Below are 22,190 nucleotides of genomic sequence, written 5' to 3'. Positions count from 1 at the left end.
TCCGGTGAACTTCGGGGGGCGGCAAGTCGAGTTCGTCGATGCTCGAGCCGAGTCCGCCAACTTTCAGGTTGCGTCGCCAGCTCTCGGGTCGAGCCCGGTACCCTCGAGATCACCGTCCACGCGTGAGGAGGTCCCAATATACTGGGCTCCGAACAGCTCACTCGAGATTTTGCGGGCATCTGTCGTACTTGCGGCGTTCTCGAGGGCCGACCACAACTATAGTCAGGTGCTTTTCACGTTTGTTCCTCGAAACTCATCATTATAGTTGCTGATTCTTTTGTCTACGGTATGGAGCAAGGCGACTTCGTGTCAGGTGTGCGTGATGTTGCGCCCGCTCTGCCGCCAAACATCCCGTTCGGACTGCTGTTCGGCGCGACGGCCGTCGAGGTCGGTATCGGGCCGGGACAGGCGACGGCGATGTCGCTGTTCGTCTTCGCCGGGGCCGCCCAGATGGCCGCGGTCGATCTATTGCGGGCGGACGCGGCGTTGTCGGTCGTCCTGACGACAGTCCTGGTGCTCAACCTTCGGTATATGATGTACGGCGCGTCGCTCGCTCCGACGGTTCGCGAACTCCCCGCTCGCTGGCGAGCGACGATGGGATACGCGCTCTCGGATGTCAACTACGCGCTCGCTATCGCAAAGTTCGGAGACGGACCAGCGGGTGATGCGGCCGACGACTCCGCGGATATCGAAGTCGATGGACCCGCCGACGACCCCGCTGCCGTCCACCAGGGGTGGTACTATCTCGGGCTGACGGTCCCGTTCGTCATCTCGTTCGTCGGTGCGACCGCCGTCGGTGCAGCGGCGGGGATGTCCATCGGTGACGGACTGAACCTCGATTTCGCTATTCCGCTTATCTTCATCTCGCTGCTCGCGCCGGCGCTCAACCGACGCGGCCCCGTCCTCGTCGCGGTTATTTCCGGGCTCGTGGCGATACCCGCCGCCGGGATTCCGTTCAACCTCGGGCTGTTCGTCGCCGCGGGAGCCGGCATCGCCGCTGGAACGCTATTCGACCGACTACGTGCCGGACCGGGTGGGGCGTAACTCCGATGGCGAACGTAGACTCGACCATCATTTGGATCGCCATTGTCGGCATCGCGATCGGGACGTACGTCCTCCGAAGCGTGTTTTTGCTCGGCATTCAGCGGTTGGGTGACGTTCCACCCGCGATCGGCACCGTCCTGCCGTTCGTCCCGATCGCCGTCTTCGCTGCGCTGATCTCCCCTGATCTGGCCTACCTCGAGGGAGTTCTCGTCCTCTCGCCGCGGAACGAGCAACTGGTTGCCGGGTTGGTTGCGTTCGTCGTCGCCTGGTATACAGAGAATATGCTCCTCACCGTCGGTGTCGGAATGGCCGTCCTCTGGTTCCTCCAGTGGGTGTAGCGGACGCAGATCGGGCGCTCGAATTCGTTTGGACGAGCGAAGTCATCGAAATTCACGATATCGACCATGTCAATTAAGCAACTTCGGTTTAAACAACGGCCACATGTGCGCTCGAGTCACCGACGCGATGACCGAGGGGGTCATCACCTGCGGGGCCGAGACGTCCCTCGAGTCGGTTGCAGAACTGATGCTCCGGAACGGGATCGGGAGCGTCGTCATCACGACCGAGGGCAACTCCTACGGCATCATCACGGAGTCGGATATCGTCCTCGCGACGTACAAGACGGGCAACCCGCTCGCGGAAATTCCGACGCGGGCGGTCGCGAGCCATCCGGTCGTGACCGTCGAACCGACGCAAACGCTTCGCCTCGCCGCGACGCGAATGCGAGACGAGGAAATCAAGAAACTCGTCGTGGTTTCGGGGCTCGAAATCGAGGGGATTCTCACGACGCACGATCTGATCGATCACTACGGAGCGTTGACGAAGGAAATTCGGCGGATTCGACAAAATAACACATCTCGGCGCGATCGGTGGCCTCGAGAAGAGTTCTGATTACTGCTCGAGGATGTGGATGCCGTCCGGCTCGAGGCGAACCCCGACGCCGTTCGGTTTCTCCTGGAAGACTTCCGCGTGGGAGTCGATATCGTCGACGCCCGCGCCGACCTCGAACCCGCCGCTGTCGGGAAGACAGTTGAACTCGCGTCGTTCGCCGTCGGCGAGGTTGAGATCCTCGAGGAAAACGACCTCGTCCGAGTCCCGCACTCGGAGCCGGACCGTCGCATCGCGCGAGAGTCCGTTCTCGATCACGATCGTGTCGCCGCCGCCGATGACACGCTGTACGCTACGGTGTGCTCTGGCCGTCAGCGCGGCGGCGCGCGTCTGAAACGCCTCCGGGTCGTCCTGGTATTTGAGGAGCAGACCCAGTATTGCCAGCAGCCCGATCACGAGCACCCCGAACTGTAGCGGAGAGACCCGATCGAGCAGCGACTGATCAGACGGACTCTCGATCGTCGCCGTCCGTTCCGCGGCTGTGGAGGCGTTCAGCGACTCGTTGTTGGTCGTCATTCCGTAGGTGTATTCGCCGCTTTCGTCCGGCGAATCGACGACGGCCGAGACCAGTTCAGTCTGTTCGGGCTCGAGCGTCAGTTCCTCTTCGGCCGCGGTCTCGCCGTCCAGCACGAACTGGACGGTCTGCGTGTCCGTCACGTCTCCCGTATTCGTCACGTTCCCGGCGATCGAGAGTTCCGAGTCGGGGTCGTCGATGCCCCGCAGCTCGACGTCCTCGGCCTCGAAGACCGACCTGTTCGTCGTCACCGTGTCGGAAACGGTACTCGTGTTCGCGGTGAGTTCGATGCCCGACGACGCGTGAGACGTCAACTCGAACTCGAAGGAGTGTTCGACGGTTTCAGAGGCGTTGAGCAGGAACTCCTCGCTCTGGGTCGCGTTCGATTCGACGTTATCCGAGTCCTCGACGCCGACGGTGAGGTTCTGGAACTCGGGCACCTCGCCGCCGTTTTCGACGCTCACCGTCGCCGACAGCGGCTCGCTCGAGGAGAAGGTGTCGTCGACATCGGTGAACTCGAGGCTCACGTTTCGGTCGAACTCCGTTACGTTGGACCCGCCGGGCGTCTCGAGCGAGACGTTCTCTACGGGAAGTTTGCTCTCGGTGAGATCGTACGTGAACGTTTCTTCGTACGGCGATTCGTCGATGGTTACGTCCCGTTCTTCGACGACAGTTCCGTTGATTAGGAACTCAGTCGGGATCTCTCGGTCCTCTGCGTCGAGAACGTCATCGTCGTCGTACGTGAATTCACCCGTTACCTCGAGTTCTTCGCTGAAGTTTCCGATTTCGATATCGTCGCTATACACCTCGACACCCATATTGTCCTCGTGCTCATCCGCGTCGATGATCGTCGCTTCAGTTGCTGCGGATTCGTCTATTTCTGGAATGACAACTTCGACATCGAGTTCTGGAACGTCACTGGAACTCGTCTCGTAGGAAATCTCTCCCTCCGTCGTGTCGCCAGGGTCGATCTCGAGGTCGTCCGTTTCGACGGTTTCGTTCTCGACTCTGAACTCGACGGTCATATCATCCACCGGAACGTTACCGGTACGTTCGATCTCGACACCGATATCAAGGTCTTCACCCGCGATTGGGGTGGTTGTTCCGATGTCGGTAATTTCGATTCCAGCCTCTCCTATCTCTATCTCTCGGGTATCCTGATCTTCACCGATTTCTCCAGAATCAACATCGAATCGGAGCTCATCAATTGAGCTATCTCCCGCCTCGGTTTCGATCTCGAATGACAATTCTATTTCGTCATTCGGCTCGATAATCACGAAGCTGTCAGCAACGTCGCTCCATACGTTATTGTCCCCATCGTGCCATTCGAGTGTGGGATTACCTGTATAGTATTGATACCCTTGGTTAGCAACCGTCGCATTGACGATCAGGTCTTCACCTTCATCAGGCTCGTTAACAGCGGTGATGTTCGGTTCGAGAACTGCTCCACCGTGGTTTCGATATGTTATTTCCTTTCCTCTTTGTCCATCAACGATGGGGACCTCATCTTCGGTCTCTAGGACTCCGTTGTCGGGATTTATTTGGATCCCAGTTGACGTGTTTTCGACGAACAAGTCCGGCGATTCACTGCCATCGTGTTCGATAAACGTTTCTTCTTGATCTTTTACGTTCACGGGCTCACCGTGAAACTGTACAACATCTTGGTCGAGATTTCCCGAGATTACAAGGTATTCTTCGTCGTTGTCATCGGTCTCGTGTTGTAAAAATGTCTGCTCTGATGTCTCGTTAACTGCTCCTCCACTTACGACAGTACCGTTTTCAAGCTGAACTACAACGACGTTATCCGGATGGTTCGTTGTTGCAAGCGTTGCTTGCGTCTCTAAGGCCGTTTCGTTAACTCCCATCTCGGACGCCTCGAGAGAGGACTCATCGTCGCTATCTGCAGCCCCCATCCCGATGCCAGTCCCGGCACCAAGGAGCGTCCCGACCACGACGAGACTCACGATCAATCCCACGAGGGCGTGTTTCGCGAACTGGGACGTACGAGGCGACCGAATAGAACGGGACCAGACGTTCGTGAGCATGGTGGTGACTCCGGAGGGGGTGGCTTGCAGGGTGGATGGCGGATTCGCATTCATCGAAACGACACCGATACTATGTTTCGACTTATTTCGATGGCTTATTGAAATACTCTCTGGGCGATTATTGTAATATATCTTTACTTTAAGGACTTGTTAGATGCGTTAAGTGCGCCAAATATACGAATGCCGCTCCGCTCGAGTTGCGAACTGCTCGAACGGCGTTTGATCGCGGTGTCGTTCCAACTGTGATAGTCCAGCGGCACTCGAAGCGGGGACCAGGCAGTCCAGGACAGTACCTATTTCCCTCGACTTTCGAAACACCCACGCATGTCACAGAAGGGGGCGAGTGAGACCGACCTATCGAGCGAGTACGAAATCGGAGACGTTCTGGACCAACTCGAGGAACTCGAGGAGTCCGTCTCCAGTCCGTCCGAGCAACGGGACGTTCGAACGGTCAAACGCATGCTCGAGGGAGTTCCCGGCTCGGAACGGATCAAGAAGTACACGACCCGGGACGTGGCCGAGGGGTTTGTCGGGGGGATCATCTTCTCGTTACCCCTGCTCGTCGAGGACGGCGTCTTCGAGATCGCCGAGTGGTTCGTGACGATGTCGGTCGGGCCGGTCCCCGTCTTTTTGCTGGTGAATATCCTCTGTACCGTCCTGCTGGTCGCCGGGTTGTTACACTACACAGACATCCGGCAGGTCAAACCCAGACTACTGTTCGGCGTGCTTCCAAAGCGATTGACCGGCATTCTGCTGATTTCGTTCGCCGTCGCGCTGGGTTCGATGTTCCTCTGGGGGCGACTCCACGCCGAGGACCCGACGCGACTCGAGGCGTTCGCTCGAGTCGCCGTCATCTGGACGGCTGCTGCGGTCGGGGCCGCGCTCGGCGATATCCTGCCCGGAGAAAGCCGCGGGGAGGATCTTATCGAACGGCGTCCATAGGAAACGAATTCCGTTTGTTTTCGGACTCGGAACCCGATTCGGGCTCGAGTACGAAACAGGTCGTATTCCGGCTCGCAGGTTCTCGAGCGGTCGTGTGGATTAACAACTGCCATCGGTGGACAACTCGATCTTCTTGCAGTCGTTTGTTGCGTGCTAACTCCCCTTGATCAGGTAGTGCTAATTTGTTCGCAGTTCAGAAAAGTGGGGAGGATCTCCTGTCCGTCGAGTAGGTCAAACACGAGCTATTGTAATTGATAGGATTACTCGAAGTGGGAATCTATCAGGAGACGGAACGCTACGAGAAGGTCACCGGTTTCGAAACCACGTTGCGATTTCCTGTTGGAATTGGTCGATCCACTGTAAGTCCTCCTGTAGAACATCGTATACGAGGTCGTGGTCGACATCTCCGTACCGATGGGCAAGGTGGTTTCGAAATCCGACCGCTTCTGTCATCTTTGTGCTCGTATCGGCTGTGATGATATCGGCCGTCGCGAGTGCTTCAATCTCTTCCCGTGACGTTTCGCCGGACTCGAGGTTCTCCGATGCACGGATATGACTCGCCAAATCGATACAGGACTGGATGGCGTTCATCAGCGACCGTTCGACAGCTCGTTGATGAACAATATCCTCGAGATACGCACTCTTGGAAATATCCTGCATCTGTTTGCATTCGTTCGTGTACTGGTTAATTAGTTCGAGCCGATCCACGACAACGGCCTCATCAACCATCAGACATCTCCCTCGGCGAGTCGATCGATGAACTCGCGTCGACGCCGAGTGCGTTGTTCACTCGAGTTCGTTACCGTCCGTTCGAGTCGGCGTTCGTCCAAGCGTTTCGTCTTCGGATCACCGTACAGAAGCGTTCCATTCTGCAAGGCGTCTAATGCAACTTCCTCTGGAAGCGCTTCTACGTCACTGATATCGACGAAAGGGTCGGCATACGACTGGGCAACGGCGTCGATTCGATTTCGTTCCCGAAAGCGTTCCCGTCGCGAGCGGCCGTCGTCGAATCGAATGCAGATATCGATATCCGAGGTTGATGACTCGGTTCCACTCACGTACGACCCAAAGAGGACTGCATAACAGATGTCGGCTTCATCAAGGACCGAGTAAAGCCCCTCTAGATCGAGCGTGGTAGGGACATCGTCGGCCGAGACGTGACTGTCCTTCCGCATGAATACACATACGTACGGCGTCATCTTATAAGACAGGTTCGCCGGAACCAACGGCTGTGGTCTCTTTGGATTGCACTGGTTTCTTTGGTATGTCTCGAGTCGCCGTCATCTGGACGGCTGCTGCGGTCGGGGCCACGCTCGGCGATATCCTGCCCGGAGAAAGCCGCGGGGAGGATCTTATCGAACGGCGTTCGTGAGCAACGAATCCGGTTGCGTAGATAGTTGCCCTTTGCGTAGGTGATCGCCCCCTTTGCGTAGGCGGTTGTGCCCGTTCATCTTCGGGACTCGAGTCAGTTATAGTCGCGTTCGAGGTCCCTCGAATCGGCGTCCATGATATCCTCGAGTTCGGATTCGAACTCCTCGTCGGATAACGCGTCGTCGGCGTAGGCCGCTTTGGCGTCGTCGACGGAGTCGTACGCGCTGGTGGCTGTGGTGGTTGACTTTCGAGAGTGGCGGTCACGTTCCCGTTCGTCGCTCGCGTTTGCGTTCCACCCGGACCAGAGTTCGTAGGCCACGTAGGCTAGTCCGAGGAGGATCGCTATCGTCAGGCCCCACGTGAGCATGAAGGTGAGCAGGCGGAGAACCTGACCGATGACCAGCGCCGCGAGGAGGAATCCGAAAATGATGATCGCGAACTTCACCGCCCGGAGGTTGACCATAAGTGAACAGTGCGTATCGACGGTATAGAACGTTCGGGTGGGCTCCCGGCGAGAGACTACGGAACACCCCGTCTCCGTGTCGGCGTTGAGCCGGTGCGAGTGAGCGTCTCGAGGATCGCTGAACGGGATCCGCCGATCCAGAGCGTGGCCCCAACCTGGAGGTCCGACCATCCTACATCTCTTTCTCGCGGACGATCCGGTCCGTGACCTGATCCGATTCGATGATCGTCGTGACGGTGACCCGATCGTCGTTCTCCCGGATCGCGAGGAGGTCGCCGAACCCGAGCTCGACTCGTTCGGTTCGGTCCACCGTCGCACCCGCCTCGAGTCGCCCGACGTGCTCGTCGGTCTCCCAGAGGAGATCGTCCTCGACGGACAGTTCGACGGTCACGTGGACCTCGGTCGCGGCCTCATCTCCGGTGTTGGTGAGGGCCGTGCTCGCTTCGCCGCACGTGGGACCACACCGGCTCAGGTCGTACGGTGCCAAGTCGAAGCCGACACCCGATTGCCTCGCGTCGTCGGATTCTGGCGCGGACTCCGGTTCGGTGCGCGAGGGCTGGGACGAGGTATCGCCGACGGAGGGTTCGGGGTCGTTCTCCCCGTCGAAGGTACTCCCCGTCACGGCTGCGATACTCGCGCTCGTGATCACCGCGATGGCCGTCCGTCGATGCATACTGCTCGTTTGTGAACGTGACTCGATCCAGCGAGTCACGGTCGACCCACTCGTTCGAATAGCGCTCGCCCTGGCGTTCTCTGGCGGGAGATGCCGGTATATCCCTTGGCCTTTCAGGTGTCAGCACCGTCTCCGCTTTTAGCGGGCTCGACACCGTATCCGCGTTCAGCGGACTCGAGATCAATTTACGGGTCTCGAGGTTCGCTGGGCTCGAGAGATGCTTCCCTCGTTCGAGGTTCGTCGCTCCGCTCGAGAACCCGGATGTGCCTTCGGGAAGGACCCCCGAAGGACTATGGCCTGGGTTGGTGTAGCCCACTCGCGCCAGCGGAGGCGGTGGTTCCCGCTGGGCAGTTTGGAGCGTACCCATGACAGTTATCGCCAGATTCGAGGTCATCCCCGTCCGCGACGGGAGCCTCTCGGACGAGATTGCACAGGCTATCGAGGCACTCGACGAGTTCGACATCTCCTACGAACTGACCGCGACGGACACGGTCATCGAGGCCGATGAAGTCGACGAAGTGTTCGACGCCGTCCGGGCCGCCCACAACGCGGTCGAAAGCGACCGCATCATCACCTCGCTCGAGATCGACCATCGCCGTCAGAGCGACCAACAGACCGAGGACCGCGTCGAATCCGTCGCCAGCGTCCTCGGTCGCGAACCGAAACGCGAGCGGTAATCGGTGCGCGTTGGCGTCCATCCGAAGGGGGCCACGCTTGCCGGTCGAGAACCGGCGACCGGCCTCACCCGCGTGACACGAACGTAGCGTAGTCAGGTAGTGCAACTGCCTTCGTCGACTGGCCCGTCGTTCGAGTCGCAGTCACGGTCTCGGTTCGCGAGTCGTAGTACCGATCTCGATTCTCGAGTCGCAGACCAGTCCCGGATGCTACCGTCCACTCGTCGGAACGGGACGTCTAGTTTCGAATCGGAACGGGTCCTCACACCCGCCTTCGCACGTCGGCCACGACGGAGCGGAAAACGGCCAGATAACCGGATAGACCGGCTATTCCGAATAGGTCTTCATCTCCGTTCGGCGCGTTAGGTAGTGTATGGACGCTACGATACTACGGTACGACATCCTGTTGGCCATCCAGATTCTCGGGGCCGCGATCCTCGTCGGCAGCCTGTTTCACAGCGGGCTGACCCTCCTGACGGTATTCGGCGGGGTGCTCGTCCTCGTCGCTATCGCCGGGCTCGCCATTGCGGCGGTACTCGACGACGGCGAGGGCGTCCAACTGTCGACCCGGGGCCGCGGACGAGCGCTATTCGATCGCTATTCCAAACGGTGAACGAATCGACTTCGATAGGGGTCGAGCTACTCGAGTCCGATCACGTCGCCTTCCGGCTCTCTCGGCGGAACTCGCCGACGGGAACGAACGTCACCCGGCGTTCGAGGCCGTACCAGCTCAGTGCGGCCGTTGCACCCAGGGCGTTGACGACCACGTCCGCGAGGGACGTGATGCGCTCGGGCTGGAACAGTTGCCCGACTTCCATGGCCGCCCCGTAGCCCGTCGTGAGGACAAAAACGAGGAGGACCTTGCGGGTCAGTGAGATCTCCCGGTCGGCGAGTGCGTACACGAGACAGAGTGCGAGGGTTGCATAGGCGACTGCGTGGCCGGTCGCGGAACGGGCCATCGACTCCAGCGGAACGCCGAAGCCGCTCGCGGTCGCCGCGCTGTCACCGGCCGTGATCGCCATCTCGAGCGGCAGGCCGGTCGGCGGCGTGGTCACGAGCGACCAGTACCAGATCAACCCGGCGACGACTCCGGCCGGGAGCCACCGGATCGGTTCGGGGAGGAGCGGAACGCGCAGTGACACCGTGTCGCCGCGTTTACTCGAGCGAGGTTTAGTTACGAGTTCGTTGGCAGAACCGTGACTGTCTCGGTCGCGTGGTAGTCCGTCCGTAGAAGTCGGTAGCCCGGCGTTTCGAGGGGCCGACAGCGGTCCTGCCCGTTCACAGGAGGGCGTGTCAGTTTCAGTCAATGTTTGTAACCGTCCCGTCGACAGCGATCCGGTCGAACTCGAGGGTGATGGATTCGTTCTCTCGGAGCGACTCGCCGTGGAATCTGAGGCCCGTGTCGGTTTCGAGAGTCCGAAGTTCGACCTCGAGTGTAACGTCTCGGTTCGTCGGATGCTCGCGAAGGTGGATGTTCCCGTCGTCGCTCTCGAGGACGACCTCGGCGGGTTCGCTTCGAACGGACTCGATCGTCGCGAAGGTTTCCCCGCGGACCGTTTCGGTCTGTCCGACTCCCAGACTCTCGGCGACCGTCGGGCTGACGGAGTCGAGTTGGATCGTGGCCCGGGTCGTCGTCGGCTCGCCAGCTTGCACGTCCGTTCCGCGCTGGCGGATTTCACCCTCGAGGTCGTAGGCGTCGGTCTGGAAGGAGAGGCTGGTTCCGATCGTGACCGATTGGGTTCCGTACATCGGCGTCGTTCCCTCGGCGATGGTCTCGAGCTCGACACCGACGAACGCCCGGTACTGATCGCCACCGACGGGGTATAGGTCGACGGTGGTAACGGTCGCTGTTTCGTGGGGCCCGAGCGCAACCGTGTCGCCGGACTCGAGTTCGGCCGCGATTCGGTCGTCCACCGTCGTTTCGACGAGGACCGGAGTGGTGTCGGTCTCGAGGGCCGGGTTGTCGAAGTCGACGTCCGTGAGTTCTCCTTGCGCGGTGTACTCCGCTGTGTCCAGTCGGAGGTCAGTTCCGACGCGGAGTTCCTCGCCTGCGTACCGGATGCTCGAGGAGTCGTCGTCGGGGTCTGTCAGTTCGCCGTTGATTTCGGTTCGTATCGTAACGGTGGGTTCGCCGTTGCTGGTCGCGTCCGGCGTGACGTAGACGTCCGTAATCGTGAGGTTGTGCGGGCTGTCTTCGTGCGTGACGGTATCGCCCTCGTCGATCCGATCGACGACGTAGGACGGCTGGTGGCCCAGTTCGATCGTGGCGTATCTGGTCTCGAGGGCTTGTTCGGGTTCGCTCGAGTCTTCGTCTGGGTCGCTGTCGCCGATTCCGAGGACGCCGACGACTGCGACGCCCGCGATGATGACGGCGATCACGAGGACGATTGCCAGCGCGTCGACGACGTTGACGACGCCGAAGAGGTTCCCGTCTTCGTCGATGATGGTCACGACGCGTCACTCTGCATTAGCAGAGTATCTCCAGTGGATATAAATAATACCTGCGGGTCCTGCAGGAACGTGTCTTTAGAAAAGCAGGTGAGTCGACACTGACTCAGAGACGACCGTGACTCCGACGATGAGCAGGGAAAGGAGTATCACGAGCGCGAGGACGGGACGACGTTCACGAGGTCGAAGCGGGTCCCGTCTTCGTCGATCAGTTGCAGGTATGTCTGGGCGTCTCGACGTTCTCGAGTGGCGGTCGGCACACTGGCCCGGATCGGGTTCTGTATTCTCGAGTACTTTGTGGGTACTTAGTCCGTTCGCTCGACCGGGTTGGATCCGTTCGCTCGAGCAAACGGGTCGTCTCGAGTACTGAGACTACCACCCCGAAAGCCCCCGTCGCGCTCGACCGGTTGCGACTCGCTGCGCGCTTCCTTCGCTCGCAGGCTCGCTCAAGCAGTGCTTACGTCGTCTCACCGGACCGACCGCGACGGCCCCTTTCAGTCCCACCCGCGGTGGTTCTCGCGGGTCGTCTAGTTCGGTGGGATGCGTGACTGAGTCGAAAGGTGGTTTGAGTTCGCGGAGTGCGATAGCTACCACCCAATCGGGAGATGTCGAGGTCTCAGACTCCTGCATCCGTCCCATTTCAGCACAGGCAACCGATCAGCGTCGTTGGACTATCGATACGGAAACTCGCTTTGATTCGTTGGGTCGGAGAGCGAACGTGGTACATACTATACTCGAGAACTCCGCTCGCCACCACGCTCGAGCTCACTCGAGACTACGGACTTCGCCTTCGACGGACTGAATCGTCGCAACCGTCTCACCGCCGACGGTTTGGGACTGTCCGTCCGCGACGGATGCTGACACGTTTTAGCGTTCGACTTCGGCGTCGGTCGCGGTGAATTCGTCGGCCTCGAGAGTTGGCCCGTCAGCATCGAGCGCAGTTATTGTGCCGCTCGTGATGTACGTCCCCCTATCGATGGTGAGGTCGCTTCCGAGCGCGAGCGGTTCGCCCTCGACCTGGAACACCTCGAGGCCGCGGTCGTCTTCGGCGGCAGTCCCCTCTATCTCGAGACGGATCGTGACCTCCGCTCGGTCCGCACTCGAATTGTTTGTCGCAGGATCGGTGACATCGGTATCCGTCACCGTCGCCATGGCCGTCGAGTCACCCGATCCCCAACCCCCGATTTCGGCGTCGTCGCCCTCCTCGAGTTGTTCGGCGACGTAGTCGGGCTGTTCCCCGAGTTCGACGGTTACGTACCTGGTTTCGGTGTCCGCGGATTCTTCTTCGTCGACCTCATCCGACCCACCGAGTCCCGCGACGATCGCGACCCCCGCGACGAGTACGGCGAGCAGGACGACGACAACCAGCGCATCGACGACGTTGACGACGCCGAAGAGATTACCGTCGTCGTCGATCAGTGGCATGAGTTTCTCGAGTCGCGTGGTGTTGGCGGTCGCGGCACCGAGCGACCGGGAGTTTGGTTGTCGGCGCTTCGACAACGGCGCGTCCCGCGCGGTGACGGGCTGAGCGGTGACATACCGTACCGCCACTCTCGATCACCATAATTAGCGAACGCCTACCGGCGGCGTTGGGGAGAGTTTTCTTTCGTCTGGGCCTCGGTCGTCCGTCTCACCGCGAGGGGGTTCTTCGAGAGATCCAGAAGTGCGTCTATGGTTTGTTGGCCATGCACAACAGGCAGAGGCACACGCTCAATCCGACGCAAAGACAGCAGCGAGTTCTTCCGGAGAGTACAGATGAAGGTCCGGACGTTCGTTTGCGAGCGTTTCCAACTCGTCGGTGAACCCAGAACGCGAAAATAGCGCGTACTCAACAGTGCGATCACTGCCGTTCCATCGCAGGTCCGATTCGAGCGCTTCTGTCACTAGTGTCTTCTTCCCAACCCGCCGTCGGCCATAGACGACGAGTAACTGTCGCTCGTCTCGAGTGAGATGCGACGTAAGCCACTCGAGTTCTTCGTCGCGGTCAATGAATCTAGGGTGCAACACGTGGATAGTGTCATCCCGTGACGGCTTCACCCCCGAGGTCAAGCGGTTCGAGAATCTACGATTCTCGTCATCAAGCGAAACCGAAGGTTTCGCGGACAGCGAGGGATCTCCGATCCCTCGAGCAGTCGGCGTAAAGCGCCGACGACCTCGCGGAACGTTGTTCCGCTCAGTCACGAGAGACGTACGTCTCTCGAAGGATCCTGAGGTTCTCGCCCTGCTCCACCTATAGACCAGCAACCGATCTATCCGTCAGCCGACTGTAGTTCTTCTACGACTTCTTCCAGCGTGAAGAGGCGCAACGTTTCATCCTCCGTTGTTGCTTCTTGCACAGACTGTTTGAATCCACTGCGACTGAATAATGCGTATTCATACTGGGGATCTCCGCCTGCTGGTGGCGTCCAGTCGATGTGCTGGGCTTCTTCTCGAAGGCGAGAGAGAACCGAAAATCCGACCGGCTGGTTGGTGAACTTCACTTCACCCGCGAGCAGCGTTTCCCCAGCAGTGAGTCCAACGACGTCAATTTCGTGTTCCTGATGCCACCAGCGTCCGGGGAAATCTGTAAACCGGAGGTCGGGATACAGCGTTCGGACCGCCTGCTGACAGAGCTGTTCGAAGGTATCGCTCACGAAATCAGGGAGTTCGGGCTTTACGAGTTCACTATACGCTGTGTCACCGTACATCTCGTATCGTCCCCCGCGACCGTGGACGAACCGGAACCAGAACCGAAAGAGATTATCGCTAATCCGATATCGACGTTTCCGGCTACGGGTTGGATCTGCCGTCACTGGATAGTCTGGTTCGATCAGCTCTAAATCCTCCAATCGGTCGAGATAGTAGCTAGAACTATTCGCGTCGATACCCGCATCGCCAGCGATTTCATTCCGGGTTCGATTGCCTTTGGCGATAGCCTGGAGGATAGCGAAGAACCGCTTTACTTCGTCGACTTCCATGCGAAGGATTAGTTCGGGCTCCTCGTGGAGACTACCCTGCTGGGCCAATAGCGTACGCGTAATGTTCTCTTCGAGCGACTGTGTGTCATCAACCGCTTGAAGGTAGTGTGGAACGCCGCCGTAGACGCCATAGGCAAAGATCTGTTCTTCAGGGTCGTACTCAGGGAAGAACTCCATCGCTGCCCCGAACTCGAGCTGGTTGATTGGAAATTTCCCGCTCGGGTTTTGTGAGAGACGTCCGTACAGTGGCGCAGTCCCATCGAGAGTGAGATCGTGCATCATCCCGATCGCTGAGCCAGTAAGGACGAGCGTTGCGGTCGAGTCTGCGACGTCGTGATCCCACAGTCGTTGGATGAGCGATGGAAGTTGCTCGTCAGCGTCGGCAATATACGGAAACTCGTCGAGAACGATGACCGCATCTTGGTCGATCAGATACTCTAGTACCGTCTCCCAATCTCGTTGGAGGCGCGTGATATCTGGGTAGGTTTCGCTCGCATCAGTCACAAATGCCTCGAGTTGGTTTTTCGCGGTTGTCTCCGTTGCTTGGTAATACACGGCGTCATCACGGCCTCGAAGCGACTCCGAGAGTAGTCGGGTCTTCCCGATCCGACGCCGACCCCAGACGACAGCGAGTTCCGCGCTGTCGCTCGCGTAGAGCTCTCGCAGGCGAGCGAGTTCCTCCGTTCGGTTGATGAACTCGGTCATACGCTGCTATTCTGCCCCGTGACTATATAGCCACCGAATAATGTAGTATGAGCTATTGTAGCCTCAACTATTGTATCTTGGGTGCTGTTATCGCTGACGATATCGTCAGTCCGCGCTTGCCACAACTTTGCTCTCAACCGCGTCGGTACCGTATTCGCAGCGGAGCGACGCATTTCGTCGTCCATTCTGGCGAACTGCTGTCTCGGCAGCAAGTGGCCGGAGGCGAGCGAGATCTCGCCTCGATCGAACGGGTCCGCGCGAGCGCGGATTCTCTTCTGGTCTTCCTCTTTCTCGACCCCCTCTCACCTGGTGTCACGTGAATCTCATCGGCTTTACCGACCTTCCCCGACGCTGTCTAGTGATTCAACGCGGCCGTTTTCCAAACAGTGACGGAGTCCTAGGGACAAAATTATGAACTGGGCAACCCAATAAATCGATATGCAACAGCGGTGGGACGAATTCGCGGCCGACATTCGATCAGGCGATTCTGAGCAAGTTAACGAGACGATTGACGAAATTAAGGGGTTAGATCTCGATGAACGGGTTCAATTGTTCGAGATCGGCTTTGACGAGTTAACCACCATCTACGCCCAGAGCGATGATGGATACGTCCGACAATCAACCGCTCGCGTTGCAGAGCGACTGACGCCAGGAATTGCACTGGTGTTCGCCATCGCCGACAGTGATCGCTCGCTGGAAACGGATGTCGAGACCGCTCGCGAACAGACGGACGAAATTGGTGGATTTCTGCTGGAAGCACTGACGGACGAGGACGGCCGTGTCAGGCAATCTGCCAAGCGCGGTCTGAAAGGTGTTTTCAGAACCTATGATTCCCTCGAGGACGAAGAGACGATCGAGGCATTCGCCGTCGAATTAGACGAGATGGCAGCGGAGTACTCTGATAAACGCCGAAAACACCTCCTCGAGACGAAAGAGGACGCCGAGTTCTTTCTCCAGTCCGACTTTGGTCGGCTTCTCGAAGGCTTTCAGAAAGAGTTCGGCGACTCGCTGGAAACGTAAAACGCAGTCACGTTCGTCCGCTCGGTTTTATTGATGACGGCCTGAAGCTCCTCGAGCGTCCGGTCCTCCCGGCGATGATGTCACGCGACAGTGCGGTTGTATCGTCGAGTTTGACGCGGAAGCGATAGGCTGTCATCTCACACCTCCACACCGGATTGGAAGCTCGTGAGATCGTCGATGCGCTCCTCCAACTCGTCGATCTCGTCGCGCAGTTCCTCGGCCTCGGCTCCCTCCGTCGCAGCCAGCCGGTCTTTGAGGCCCTGTAATCGCGTCTCCTTTTCCGCTTCGTCGACATCGGCCTTCCGGACGTATTCGCGCTCGTCGATCTCGTAGACATCCGACGCGGCCAATTCGGTCACCTCGAGTGCCTCGTCAACCTTACTCGAGTCGACACTGGTCACTCGTTCACGAGAGATACCAGCCGCTTCGAGCGTCTCGAGGACCTCGTCTTCGTCACGAAGCGACCGATACGTTCGACCAGTCCGCTGGACGGATCCGAACTGCCCGTGAACGGGCTGGTCGTGATGGAGTCGATTGAGGAGGACGCTCGCAACCTCTCCTCGGAGATCATCGGCATCTCGTTGGACATCCGAGAGGAGCGTATAGAGGTTCACCAGTGATGGGGTTTCCAACTCCTCAAACTCGCTTACATCGTAGCGCTCGAGTGCATCGATCAGTAAGAGCGCGTCCGAGTAGAGGGCAAGGTCGGGCTCTGTGCGTTCTCCTTCGATATCGGTGGAACCGGTCTGGACGAGCTGTGATGGCGTGGGATCGTCGGTTTGGCGGATCATTCCGGTCTTCTTGTCGATCTCGAACCGCGGGTGAAGACTCAGTACTGCCGGATATGGATCGGCCTCTGGGGGTAGCCGATCGAGTTCGAATTCGGCTGGTTCGTCTCGGACACGGCCGACAAGCGTTTCGAACTGATCGCGCTGGAGTGGCCGTGATTCTTCCGAGTCTGCGAACTCGACGATGACACGATGGTCCTGGACATCTGTAATCTGAAACCGCTGTTCGGACAACGGTGTGATGAGTGTCGCTTCGTCTTCAAGCGCTTCACACTCGGCGAGCAGGTTTCCCCACGTGGACCGAAAGGTCATGAGTAGAATGTACGTGTGAAACAGTAAAACGGTTCGTGCGATCACTATCATCTCATTGAAAATGTCTCATAACAGTTCTCATATACCCACAACAACCACATTACGAACGGTTGAATCAGTAAGTACAGGGCAAAGAGTGTGCACTCACTGCGAGCGAACAGAGTGAGCGAGCGGGCCGACGACCGACCCGTAGGGGAGGGAGGAGTGCTTTTCATCGAAGTTTTGCCGAGGGCGCGACGGAGTCGCGCCCGCAGAGCAAAACTTCGGTATGCCGTCTGTACTTACCGCGATTTTCATGAGCTGCTCTGAATAAAGAAATCGTCTTACCCACCACTGACAGTGTGACCACCGACGACCACTCGAGTGATACACCCACGGGTACCCAACCCGCGTACAACCGCGTTCGTGTTGTGAGATAGGCGTCCTGAAGAGTCAAGCGACCTCTATCAAGGCATCTCATTCCCCACAGTGACCGTACACCCGAGGACACCAACTGTCACCGGCGCTTACTCTCCGTTCGTTTCCTCAGGGATGTCGGCGTCGTTGGGGAGGATCACCCTGCGTTCGGTGTACTCGAGGCCGTTCTTTCGTTCGGTTCGCTTGCGGACCGCGAGACGGTGCTTGGAGAGCTCGAGGATCGCGTCGATGGTCCTCGAGACGAGTTTCTTGGCGTCGGTTTCGCTCGTGCCCGGTTCCTGGCGTCGGATCCAGTGTTTCAGATCGCTCGCGGTGACGTACTCAGCGTTCGTCACGCGCTTGTTCGAGAACCGTCTCGTACAAGTCATCAGAAATCCAAAAGCCCGCTTTGCGAAGACGGTCGAGTTCCGTTCGCAATGCGTCCGTGTCATCGCCGACCCCGCGTAACAGAACTCCGATTGCCCCAGTCATCGAGAGTCCGTGTCGTCGGGCGGTTTGGCGTGCTTCACGCTCGTCTATGAGCACGAGATCAGCATCCGCTTCGATCGCGTACGCCAGTGCTGTGACTTCCCTCGATCAAGATTTCGTCGAAAACTGCTCGCGGACGAGGTCAAGCCGGTCGATTACTGCAAGGTTGAGTATCGGTGACGTGTCAGCGACGACACGGTCACTGTCGCCGCCGTCGTCACTGTTTCCCATACTCGAGATCTTCTGCGAGTTCCTCGGTCGTATCGTGGCGCTCAACGTTCCGGTCGCCGAGCAGTTGGTGGCACTTCCGCTGGGACAGTTCGGCGAGCTCACGTGCCTTTCCGAACGAGAGCATCCCTTCTCGAGACAGTGACACAGGTGAACGCCGGTACACTTATCCTTCTGAGTCGCCCATCTCTCACTATGACTCTGGAAGAATCGGTTCGAGAACTAGAGGACCATCTTGACCTCAGTCAGAGCGAGGAGATTGAAGAGACCGGCCGAATGGTCGCTCAACTCCAGGATTAAAAACACTGCAGTCAGCTCATCACTGCATTTGCTCTAGCTGCTCCGCGAATTCGTGTTTTGTGAGGCCTTTCGTATCTATCAACTCTTCGTAGCCGCTTCTTTGAACCGCGTTCGCCACAAACTCAACCCACAGTTCTTCATGCTGTTCAGCGTATTGTTGCCATCGCTCACTCGCGGGTAACGAAAGGTCGTATTCGTCGAGCACGATCTCGATACCGTGCTTTCGTTCAAGAATCTCACACCCGAACTGGGAGAGATACTGGAACCGATCGCCTTTTCGACGAACCGTGAGTAGGCGTTTTGATTCGTTAATGTACTCATTAGCCCAGTTCATCCACGCGTACTCGTCATCACCGTCTGTCTGCCGAGCTGTATTTGGCATTGAAAAACCGGGTTCGATACGGCGGAGATACACCTGAATCATACCGATTGCAGTTCTGTGGTTCGCATTTGGGAGAGCGTGTTTGAGGATTAAATTCGAAGCGAGCCGGCCAGCGACTTCAGTTGCACTTCTGTCCCAGTTAACCTGGTTGAGTGCAGGTTCGATGTCCTCCGCAGCAATGTCTTTGTACGCCTGCACTCGCTTTCCCTCCTCCTCATAATTGCCTTTGAGAACTTCCTTGAACAGACCAACATACCGCGTGGCGATAACACTATTCGAAGGTACCATTGATGAGATCTGATCTACAAGATCGTATTCGATAGCATCCACATCACCGGTAGCACCGGATGACGTGTAGACGACGTATACCGTCTGTTCTAACTCGTATTGTTCAACTTTGACTGACTTATGACTCTCGTAGTTGAGGACTCGTTCACCAATGGCTTCGAGATCAGGGTTCACAAAATCGAACGAGAACTGCTTATCATCCGGGTGATGATAGAAGACACGAATAGTCATCACCTCAACGATTGCTCTCCGCAACTATATTCCTACGGGTCCATCGTCCTACGTCGTTTAGACTACCAAACCAAACGTTATGAATCAATCTCGTCTTTCTCACCCTCACCATGAAATTTGACGGAAGAAGTGGTTTGACTGGAGTCCGTCGTCTTTGATGTTCGCTGCCCTGTTTTCCCTTGGACAGTGATTTGATAGCCGTGTTCGTAGTTAGTGACACCTCCAACCGTGAGGTTCCGGAGTTCACCTGACCGCAGTCCTGTCCCAGCCGACAGCAATGAGTGCTTCGTCACGAGAATTCCGAGTCGCGTCGATTAGTGCAGCACGACGACTCCGTTTGTTTCAACACGAAACCGATGAACCATCCACTCACTACAGCTGCGAATAGAACACCAAGAGTTGCGTCAAATTGAGATTGTGTAATAGAGCCGTGGGTTTCAAAGGTAGTTCCTCCTCTAACGTTTAAATCTTAAATATGAATGCGGTATCAAATCGGATCTCCGGTGAGTACATCTACGCGTTTCACCCCTTCTTTATTTCCAAATTTGCGTACGATGGGCTTGAATGAACCTGGAATCAGGCCGTTTTGCTCCGTCATTAGGAAGCCTAATCTGTTGGTCAGCATACCGAACAATATCCTCGTATCCACTCAACTGTGGTTCATCTCGTACAACAACCGTGTAGTCGTCTTCTAAGGCGAACCATCCGTTATCGAATGCCCAGTGGTGTAATTTACACAACGCTATCCCGTTTGCGATGGTATCTGGCCCGCCATCTCCCGAGTCACCATCAACTCCTGCAACTGGATAAATATGAGCGGCTTCGACCTCGTTCGAACCATTTGGGGCTGTTCGGTCTGCCCCACAAACAGCACAGCCATAGTCGTAGGCTTCTTTCACTCGTTTACTAAACGCTGGATTCCGACGATATCCCACTGAACCTGATCCAACTTTCTCACGTTCAACGGCCACGTTTTTCTGGATATGTTTGACAGTTCGTTCGAATCTTCGATCGCTTCATCCGTGACATGGGTTTGCATCGCCTCCTGTCGTCTCGAGTTCCGTCGGTTCGCCCGGGGACGTCGGCGTCGGCGGGCAAGACGAGCCGCCGTTCGGTGTACTCGAGACCGTTCTTTCGTTCGGTTCGCTTGCGGACCGCGAGACGGTGCTTGGAGAGCTCGAGGATCGCGTCGATGGTCCTCGAGACGAGTTTCTTCGCGTCGGTTTCGCTCGTGCCGGTTTCCTTGCGTTCACAAAAGCGTAATGATCGAGAGAAATATTGGGAACAGCTGTACGAGGGAGTACCACTACAGGCCCCAGCTGCCGATAAGTGGGGTAGACCCCATTCCCAGAACTTAGCTAATTCATTAAGCTTTTGTGCAGCCTCTTGAAGAGCGAAGCTCTCCAATGGTCGGCGAATCTTCGATTCGCCTCGACCTCAGAAATCATAATGATCGAGAGAAGTATTGGGAACAACTGTACGAGGGAGTACCACTACAGGCCCCAGCTGCCGATAAGTGGGGTAGACCCCATTCCCAGAACTTAGCTAATTCATTAAGATTTCTGAGGACGTCGGATCCAATGTTTCAGATCGCTCGCGGTGACGTACTCAGCGTTCGTCACGCGCTTGTTCGAGAACCGTCTCGTACAAGTCATCAGAAATCCAAAAGCCCACTTCGCGAAGACGGTCGAGTTCCGTTCGCAATGCGTCCGTGTCATCGCCGACCCCGCGTAACAGAACTCCGATTGCCCCAGTCATCGAGAGTCCGTGTCGTCGGGCGGTTTGGCGTGCTTCACGCTCGTCTATGAGCACGAGATCAGCATCCGCTTCGATCGCGTACGCCAGTGCTGCGGCTTCCCCTCGATCAAGATTTCGACGAAATTCGGCGACGAGGGGTGTTTCCTCGAGCGAAACGATCTCGATGACACTCTCGTCATGCGCAGCTCGAAGCGCTTCGACACCGTCTTCGCCGTCCAGTAGTTCGTCCCAGACCTGTTCGGGAACGACGACCGTCGAAAACTGCTCGCGGATGAGGTCGAGCCGGTTGATCAATGCGAGGTTGAGTACTGGTGACGTATCGGCGACGACAGTGACCTCGTCGTCGCCGTTACTGTTTCCCATACTCGAGATCTTCTGCGAGTTCCTCGGTCGTATAGTGGCGCTCAACGTTCCGGTCGCCGAGCAGTTGGTGGAACTCCCGCCTCGACAGTTCGGCGAGCTCACGTGCCTTTCCGAACGAGAGCATCCCCTCTCGATATAGTGACACAGCTAACTCTCGCCGGAGTACGTCCTCTCGCTCGTCTTCCGGGACGGTTACGGAATCGTAGACGTCCGACGGAACATCGATCGTCCGCATAGGGTATGATTGTCGGCACATCTACAAAGGTCCTCGGATCACAGCCAGTACTGTTTCGGTATGTCCACTCCAGTGACAGCTGTTGTCTTCAGGATGCCCTTCACTTTCTGTCCCATTGTGACCACCGAGGACCACTCGAGGAACGGACCCACCACTACCGAACCCAGACGAACAGCCGCAGGGAGCGTGGAGCTGGGTCGATCCGATAGCGGTCGACCGCTCTCGAGGGGTTCGTTCTCGGGGTGGACAGGCCTAGCCGTGGACGCCAGCTGTCACCGGCGCTTAGTCACCGCCTGTCGTTTTTCCGGGAATGTCGGCGTCGGCAGGCAGGACGAGCCGCCGTTCGGTGTACTCGAGGCCGTTCTTTCGTTCGGTTCGCTTGCGGACCGCGAGGCAGTGCTTGGAGAGATCCAGCATGGCACCGATCACTCGCGAAAGGAGCTTCTTCGCGTAACTCTCGCTGATGCCAGCTTTCTGGCGCGGATCCAGTGTTTGAGATTACTGGCTTTGATGTATTCAGTTATTTCTCTGCACCCGTTCTCCCACGGATCGCTCTTGTCTAGCACATTGTTGGTGTAGAGCCATCTTGCGATTCTATGCTAACCCAACCGAGAGTAGAACCAGGTCGCTTGGTCGTTAGACCGCTAGTCTCTGTTCCGGCGCTACCGTGGAGAAC

At 57.7% G+C, this 22,190-nt stretch carries 25 protein-coding genes and 5 pseudogenes; 8 read left to right on the top strand and 22 right to left on the bottom strand.

Going from position 1 to position 22,190, the window contains the following annotated elements:
- The first annotated feature begins 288 nt into the window (after positions 1-288).
- The 3 genes from ACZ5C7_RS17750 (at position 289) to ACZ5C7_RS17740 (ending at position 1,935) form a co-directional block, all read left to right on the top strand.
- Positions 289-1,044 carry an AzlC family ABC transporter permease gene (locus tag ACZ5C7_RS17750; RefSeq protein WP_464377602.1) on the top strand — a complete coding sequence of 252 codons (756 nt, stop codon included), beginning with the start codon at positions 289-291 and terminating at the stop codon, positions 1,042-1,044.
- A gap of 5 nt (positions 1,045-1,049) precedes the next feature.
- Positions 1,050-1,382 (top strand): AzlD domain-containing protein, encoded by a 333-nt coding sequence (locus ACZ5C7_RS17745; protein WP_464377601.1) that lies wholly within the window; start codon positions 1,050-1,052, stop codon positions 1,380-1,382.
- Between the two features lie 103 nt (positions 1,383-1,485).
- Positions 1,486-1,935, top strand: coding sequence for a CBS domain-containing protein (locus ACZ5C7_RS17740; RefSeq protein ID WP_464377600.1), 450 nt, complete (start codon positions 1,486-1,488; stop codon positions 1,933-1,935).
- On the opposite strand, the gene ACZ5C7_RS17735 is transcribed toward ACZ5C7_RS17740, so the two are convergent.
- The gene (locus tag ACZ5C7_RS17735) at positions 1,936-4,491 is read right to left on the bottom strand and encodes a hypothetical protein (protein ID WP_464377599.1); all 2,556 of its coding nucleotides are present in this window, start codon (positions 4,489-4,491) and stop codon (positions 1,936-1,938) included.
- Positions 4,492-4,815: 324 nt separating this feature from the next.
- Here ACZ5C7_RS17735 and ACZ5C7_RS17730 point away from each other — a divergent pair, with 324 nt between their 5' ends.
- Positions 4,816-5,433, top strand: coding sequence for a DUF2391 family protein (locus ACZ5C7_RS17730; protein WP_464377598.1), 618 nt, complete (start codon positions 4,816-4,818; stop codon positions 5,431-5,433).
- 306 nt (positions 5,434-5,739) lie between these two features.
- Here ACZ5C7_RS17730 and hepT read toward each other — a convergent pair whose 3' ends face one another.
- Together hepT and ACZ5C7_RS17720 are read right to left on the bottom strand one after the other, a co-directional pair.
- Positions 5,740-6,162 (bottom strand): type VII toxin-antitoxin system HepT family RNase toxin, encoded by a 423-nt coding sequence (gene hepT / locus ACZ5C7_RS17725; protein ID WP_464377597.1) that lies wholly within the window; start codon positions 6,160-6,162, stop codon positions 5,740-5,742.
- Positions 6,162-6,608 carry a nucleotidyltransferase domain-containing protein gene (locus ACZ5C7_RS17720; protein WP_464377596.1) on the bottom strand — a complete coding sequence of 149 codons (447 nt, stop codon included), beginning with the start codon at positions 6,606-6,608 and terminating at the stop codon, positions 6,162-6,164. The genes hepT and ACZ5C7_RS17720 overlap by 1 nt, the downstream gene beginning before the upstream one ends.
- A gap of 95 nt (positions 6,609-6,703) precedes the next feature.
- On the opposite strand from ACZ5C7_RS17720, the pseudogene ACZ5C7_RS17715 reads away from it, so the two are divergent.
- Positions 6,704-6,805 (top strand): annotated as a pseudogene (locus ACZ5C7_RS17715) (DUF2391 domain-containing protein); the annotation flags it as partial.
- 93 nt (positions 6,806-6,898) lie between these two features.
- Here ACZ5C7_RS17715 and ACZ5C7_RS17710 read toward each other — a convergent pair.
- Together ACZ5C7_RS17710 and ACZ5C7_RS17705 are read right to left on the bottom strand one after the other, a co-directional pair.
- Positions 6,899-7,267, bottom strand: a complete 369-nt coding sequence (locus ACZ5C7_RS17710; RefSeq protein WP_464377595.1) for a hypothetical protein — start codon at positions 7,265-7,267, stop codon at positions 6,899-6,901.
- A 172-nt stretch (positions 7,268-7,439) separates the two neighbouring features.
- Positions 7,440-7,940: a hypothetical protein gene (locus ACZ5C7_RS17705; protein WP_464377594.1), complete on the bottom strand. Its 501-nt coding sequence runs from the start codon at positions 7,938-7,940 to the stop codon at positions 7,440-7,442.
- A gap of 365 nt (positions 7,941-8,305) precedes the next feature.
- Here ACZ5C7_RS17705 and ACZ5C7_RS17700 point away from each other — a divergent pair, with 365 nt between their 5' ends.
- Positions 8,306-8,617: an MTH1187 family thiamine-binding protein gene (locus tag ACZ5C7_RS17700; RefSeq protein ID WP_464377593.1), complete on the top strand. Its 312-nt coding sequence runs from the start codon at positions 8,306-8,308 to the stop codon at positions 8,615-8,617.
- A gap of 370 nt (positions 8,618-8,987) precedes the next feature.
- Entirely contained in the window at positions 8,988-9,227 is a 240-nt protein-coding gene (locus tag ACZ5C7_RS17695) for a hypothetical protein (RefSeq protein ID WP_464377592.1), read from the top strand.
- A gap of 40 nt (positions 9,228-9,267) precedes the next feature.
- On the opposite strand, the gene ACZ5C7_RS17690 is transcribed toward ACZ5C7_RS17695, so the two are convergent.
- From ACZ5C7_RS17690 to ACZ5C7_RS17665, 6 genes and pseudogenes are all read right to left on the bottom strand, one after another.
- Positions 9,268-9,921, bottom strand: a complete 654-nt coding sequence (locus ACZ5C7_RS17690; protein ID WP_464377591.1) for a VanZ family protein — start codon at positions 9,919-9,921, stop codon at positions 9,268-9,270.
- Positions 9,914-11,065, bottom strand: coding sequence for a DUF4330 family protein (locus ACZ5C7_RS17685; protein ID WP_464377590.1), 1,152 nt, complete (start codon positions 11,063-11,065; stop codon positions 9,914-9,916). The genes ACZ5C7_RS17690 and ACZ5C7_RS17685 overlap by 8 nt, the downstream gene beginning before the upstream one ends.
- An 864-nt stretch (positions 11,066-11,929) precedes the next feature.
- Positions 11,930-12,613, bottom strand: coding sequence for a DUF4330 family protein (locus ACZ5C7_RS17680; protein ID WP_464377589.1), 684 nt, complete (start codon positions 12,611-12,613; stop codon positions 11,930-11,932).
- Positions 12,614-12,925: 312 nt separating this feature from the next.
- Positions 12,926-13,051 (bottom strand): annotated as a pseudogene (locus ACZ5C7_RS17675) (ATP-binding protein); the annotation flags it as partial.
- Between the two features lie 260 nt (positions 13,052-13,311).
- Complete coding sequence (locus ACZ5C7_RS17670; RefSeq protein WP_464377588.1) at positions 13,312-14,724, bottom strand: ATP-binding protein; 1,413 nt, start codon at positions 14,722-14,724, stop codon at positions 13,312-13,314.
- The gene (locus ACZ5C7_RS17665; RefSeq protein ID WP_464378470.1) at positions 14,721-14,993 is read right to left on the bottom strand and encodes a DUF8008 family protein; all 273 of its coding nucleotides are present in this window, start codon (positions 14,991-14,993) and stop codon (positions 14,721-14,723) included. Before ACZ5C7_RS17665 ends, ACZ5C7_RS17670 begins: the two co-directional genes overlap by 4 nt.
- 169 nt (positions 14,994-15,162) lie before the next feature.
- Here ACZ5C7_RS17665 and ACZ5C7_RS17660 point away from each other — a divergent pair, with 169 nt between their 5' ends.
- A complete protein-coding gene (locus ACZ5C7_RS17660) occupies positions 15,163-15,744 on the top strand; it encodes a hypothetical protein (protein WP_464377587.1) in 582 nt (193 codons plus the stop codon).
- A 137-nt stretch (positions 15,745-15,881) separates the two neighbouring features.
- On the opposite strand, the gene ACZ5C7_RS17655 is transcribed toward ACZ5C7_RS17660, so the two are convergent.
- The 11 genes and pseudogenes from ACZ5C7_RS17655 to ACZ5C7_RS17605 form a co-directional block, all read right to left on the bottom strand.
- A complete protein-coding gene (locus ACZ5C7_RS17655) occupies positions 15,882-16,844 on the bottom strand; it encodes a DUF7983 family protein (RefSeq protein WP_464377586.1) in 963 nt (320 codons plus the stop codon).
- A gap of 506 nt (positions 16,845-17,350) precedes the next feature.
- Positions 17,351-17,584: pseudogene (locus tag ACZ5C7_RS17650) on the bottom strand (DUF8008 family protein); the annotation flags it as partial.
- Positions 17,583-17,819, bottom strand: coding sequence for a PIN domain-containing protein (locus tag ACZ5C7_RS17645; protein WP_464378469.1), 237 nt, complete (start codon positions 17,817-17,819; stop codon positions 17,583-17,585). The gene ACZ5C7_RS17645 and the pseudogene ACZ5C7_RS17650, both read right to left, overlap by 2 nt.
- Positions 17,820-17,837: 18 nt before the next feature.
- Positions 17,838-17,960, bottom strand: a complete 123-nt coding sequence (locus ACZ5C7_RS17640; RefSeq protein ID WP_464377585.1) for a hypothetical protein — start codon at positions 17,958-17,960, stop codon at positions 17,838-17,840.
- On the bottom strand, positions 17,947-18,105 hold the full coding sequence (locus ACZ5C7_RS17635) for a UPF0175 family protein (RefSeq protein ID WP_464377584.1): 159 nt from the start codon (positions 18,103-18,105) through the stop codon (positions 17,947-17,949). Before ACZ5C7_RS17635 ends, ACZ5C7_RS17640 begins: the two co-directional genes overlap by 14 nt.
- Before the next feature lie 171 nt (positions 18,106-18,276).
- On the bottom strand, positions 18,277-19,158 hold the full coding sequence (locus ACZ5C7_RS17630; RefSeq protein ID WP_464377583.1) for a DUF8172 family protein: 882 nt from the start codon (positions 19,156-19,158) through the stop codon (positions 18,277-18,279).
- Between the two features lie 533 nt (positions 19,159-19,691).
- A complete protein-coding gene (locus tag ACZ5C7_RS17625) occupies positions 19,692-20,057 on the bottom strand; it encodes an HNH endonuclease (RefSeq protein WP_464377582.1) in 366 nt (121 codons plus the stop codon).
- A 61-nt stretch (positions 20,058-20,118) separates the two neighbouring features.
- Positions 20,119-20,406 (bottom strand): annotated as a pseudogene (locus ACZ5C7_RS17620) (DUF8008 family protein); the annotation flags it as partial.
- A 360-nt stretch (positions 20,407-20,766) separates the two neighbouring features.
- The gene (locus ACZ5C7_RS17615) at positions 20,767-21,279 is read right to left on the bottom strand and encodes a PIN domain-containing protein (RefSeq protein ID WP_464377581.1); all 513 of its coding nucleotides are present in this window, start codon (positions 21,277-21,279) and stop codon (positions 20,767-20,769) included.
- Entirely contained in the window at positions 21,266-21,514 is a 249-nt protein-coding gene (locus ACZ5C7_RS17610; RefSeq protein ID WP_464377580.1) for a UPF0175 family protein, read from the bottom strand. Before ACZ5C7_RS17610 ends, ACZ5C7_RS17615 begins: the two co-directional genes overlap by 14 nt.
- Before the next feature lie 282 nt (positions 21,515-21,796).
- Positions 21,797-22,065: pseudogene (locus ACZ5C7_RS17605) on the bottom strand (DUF8008 family protein); the annotation flags it as partial.
- Positions 22,066-22,190: the final 125 nt, after the last annotated feature.

This window comes from Halostagnicola alkaliphila (assembly GCF_055379965.1).
The sequence above is the reverse complement of the archived record's forward strand: the minus strand, read 5'-3'. Positions and strand labels throughout refer to the sequence as shown.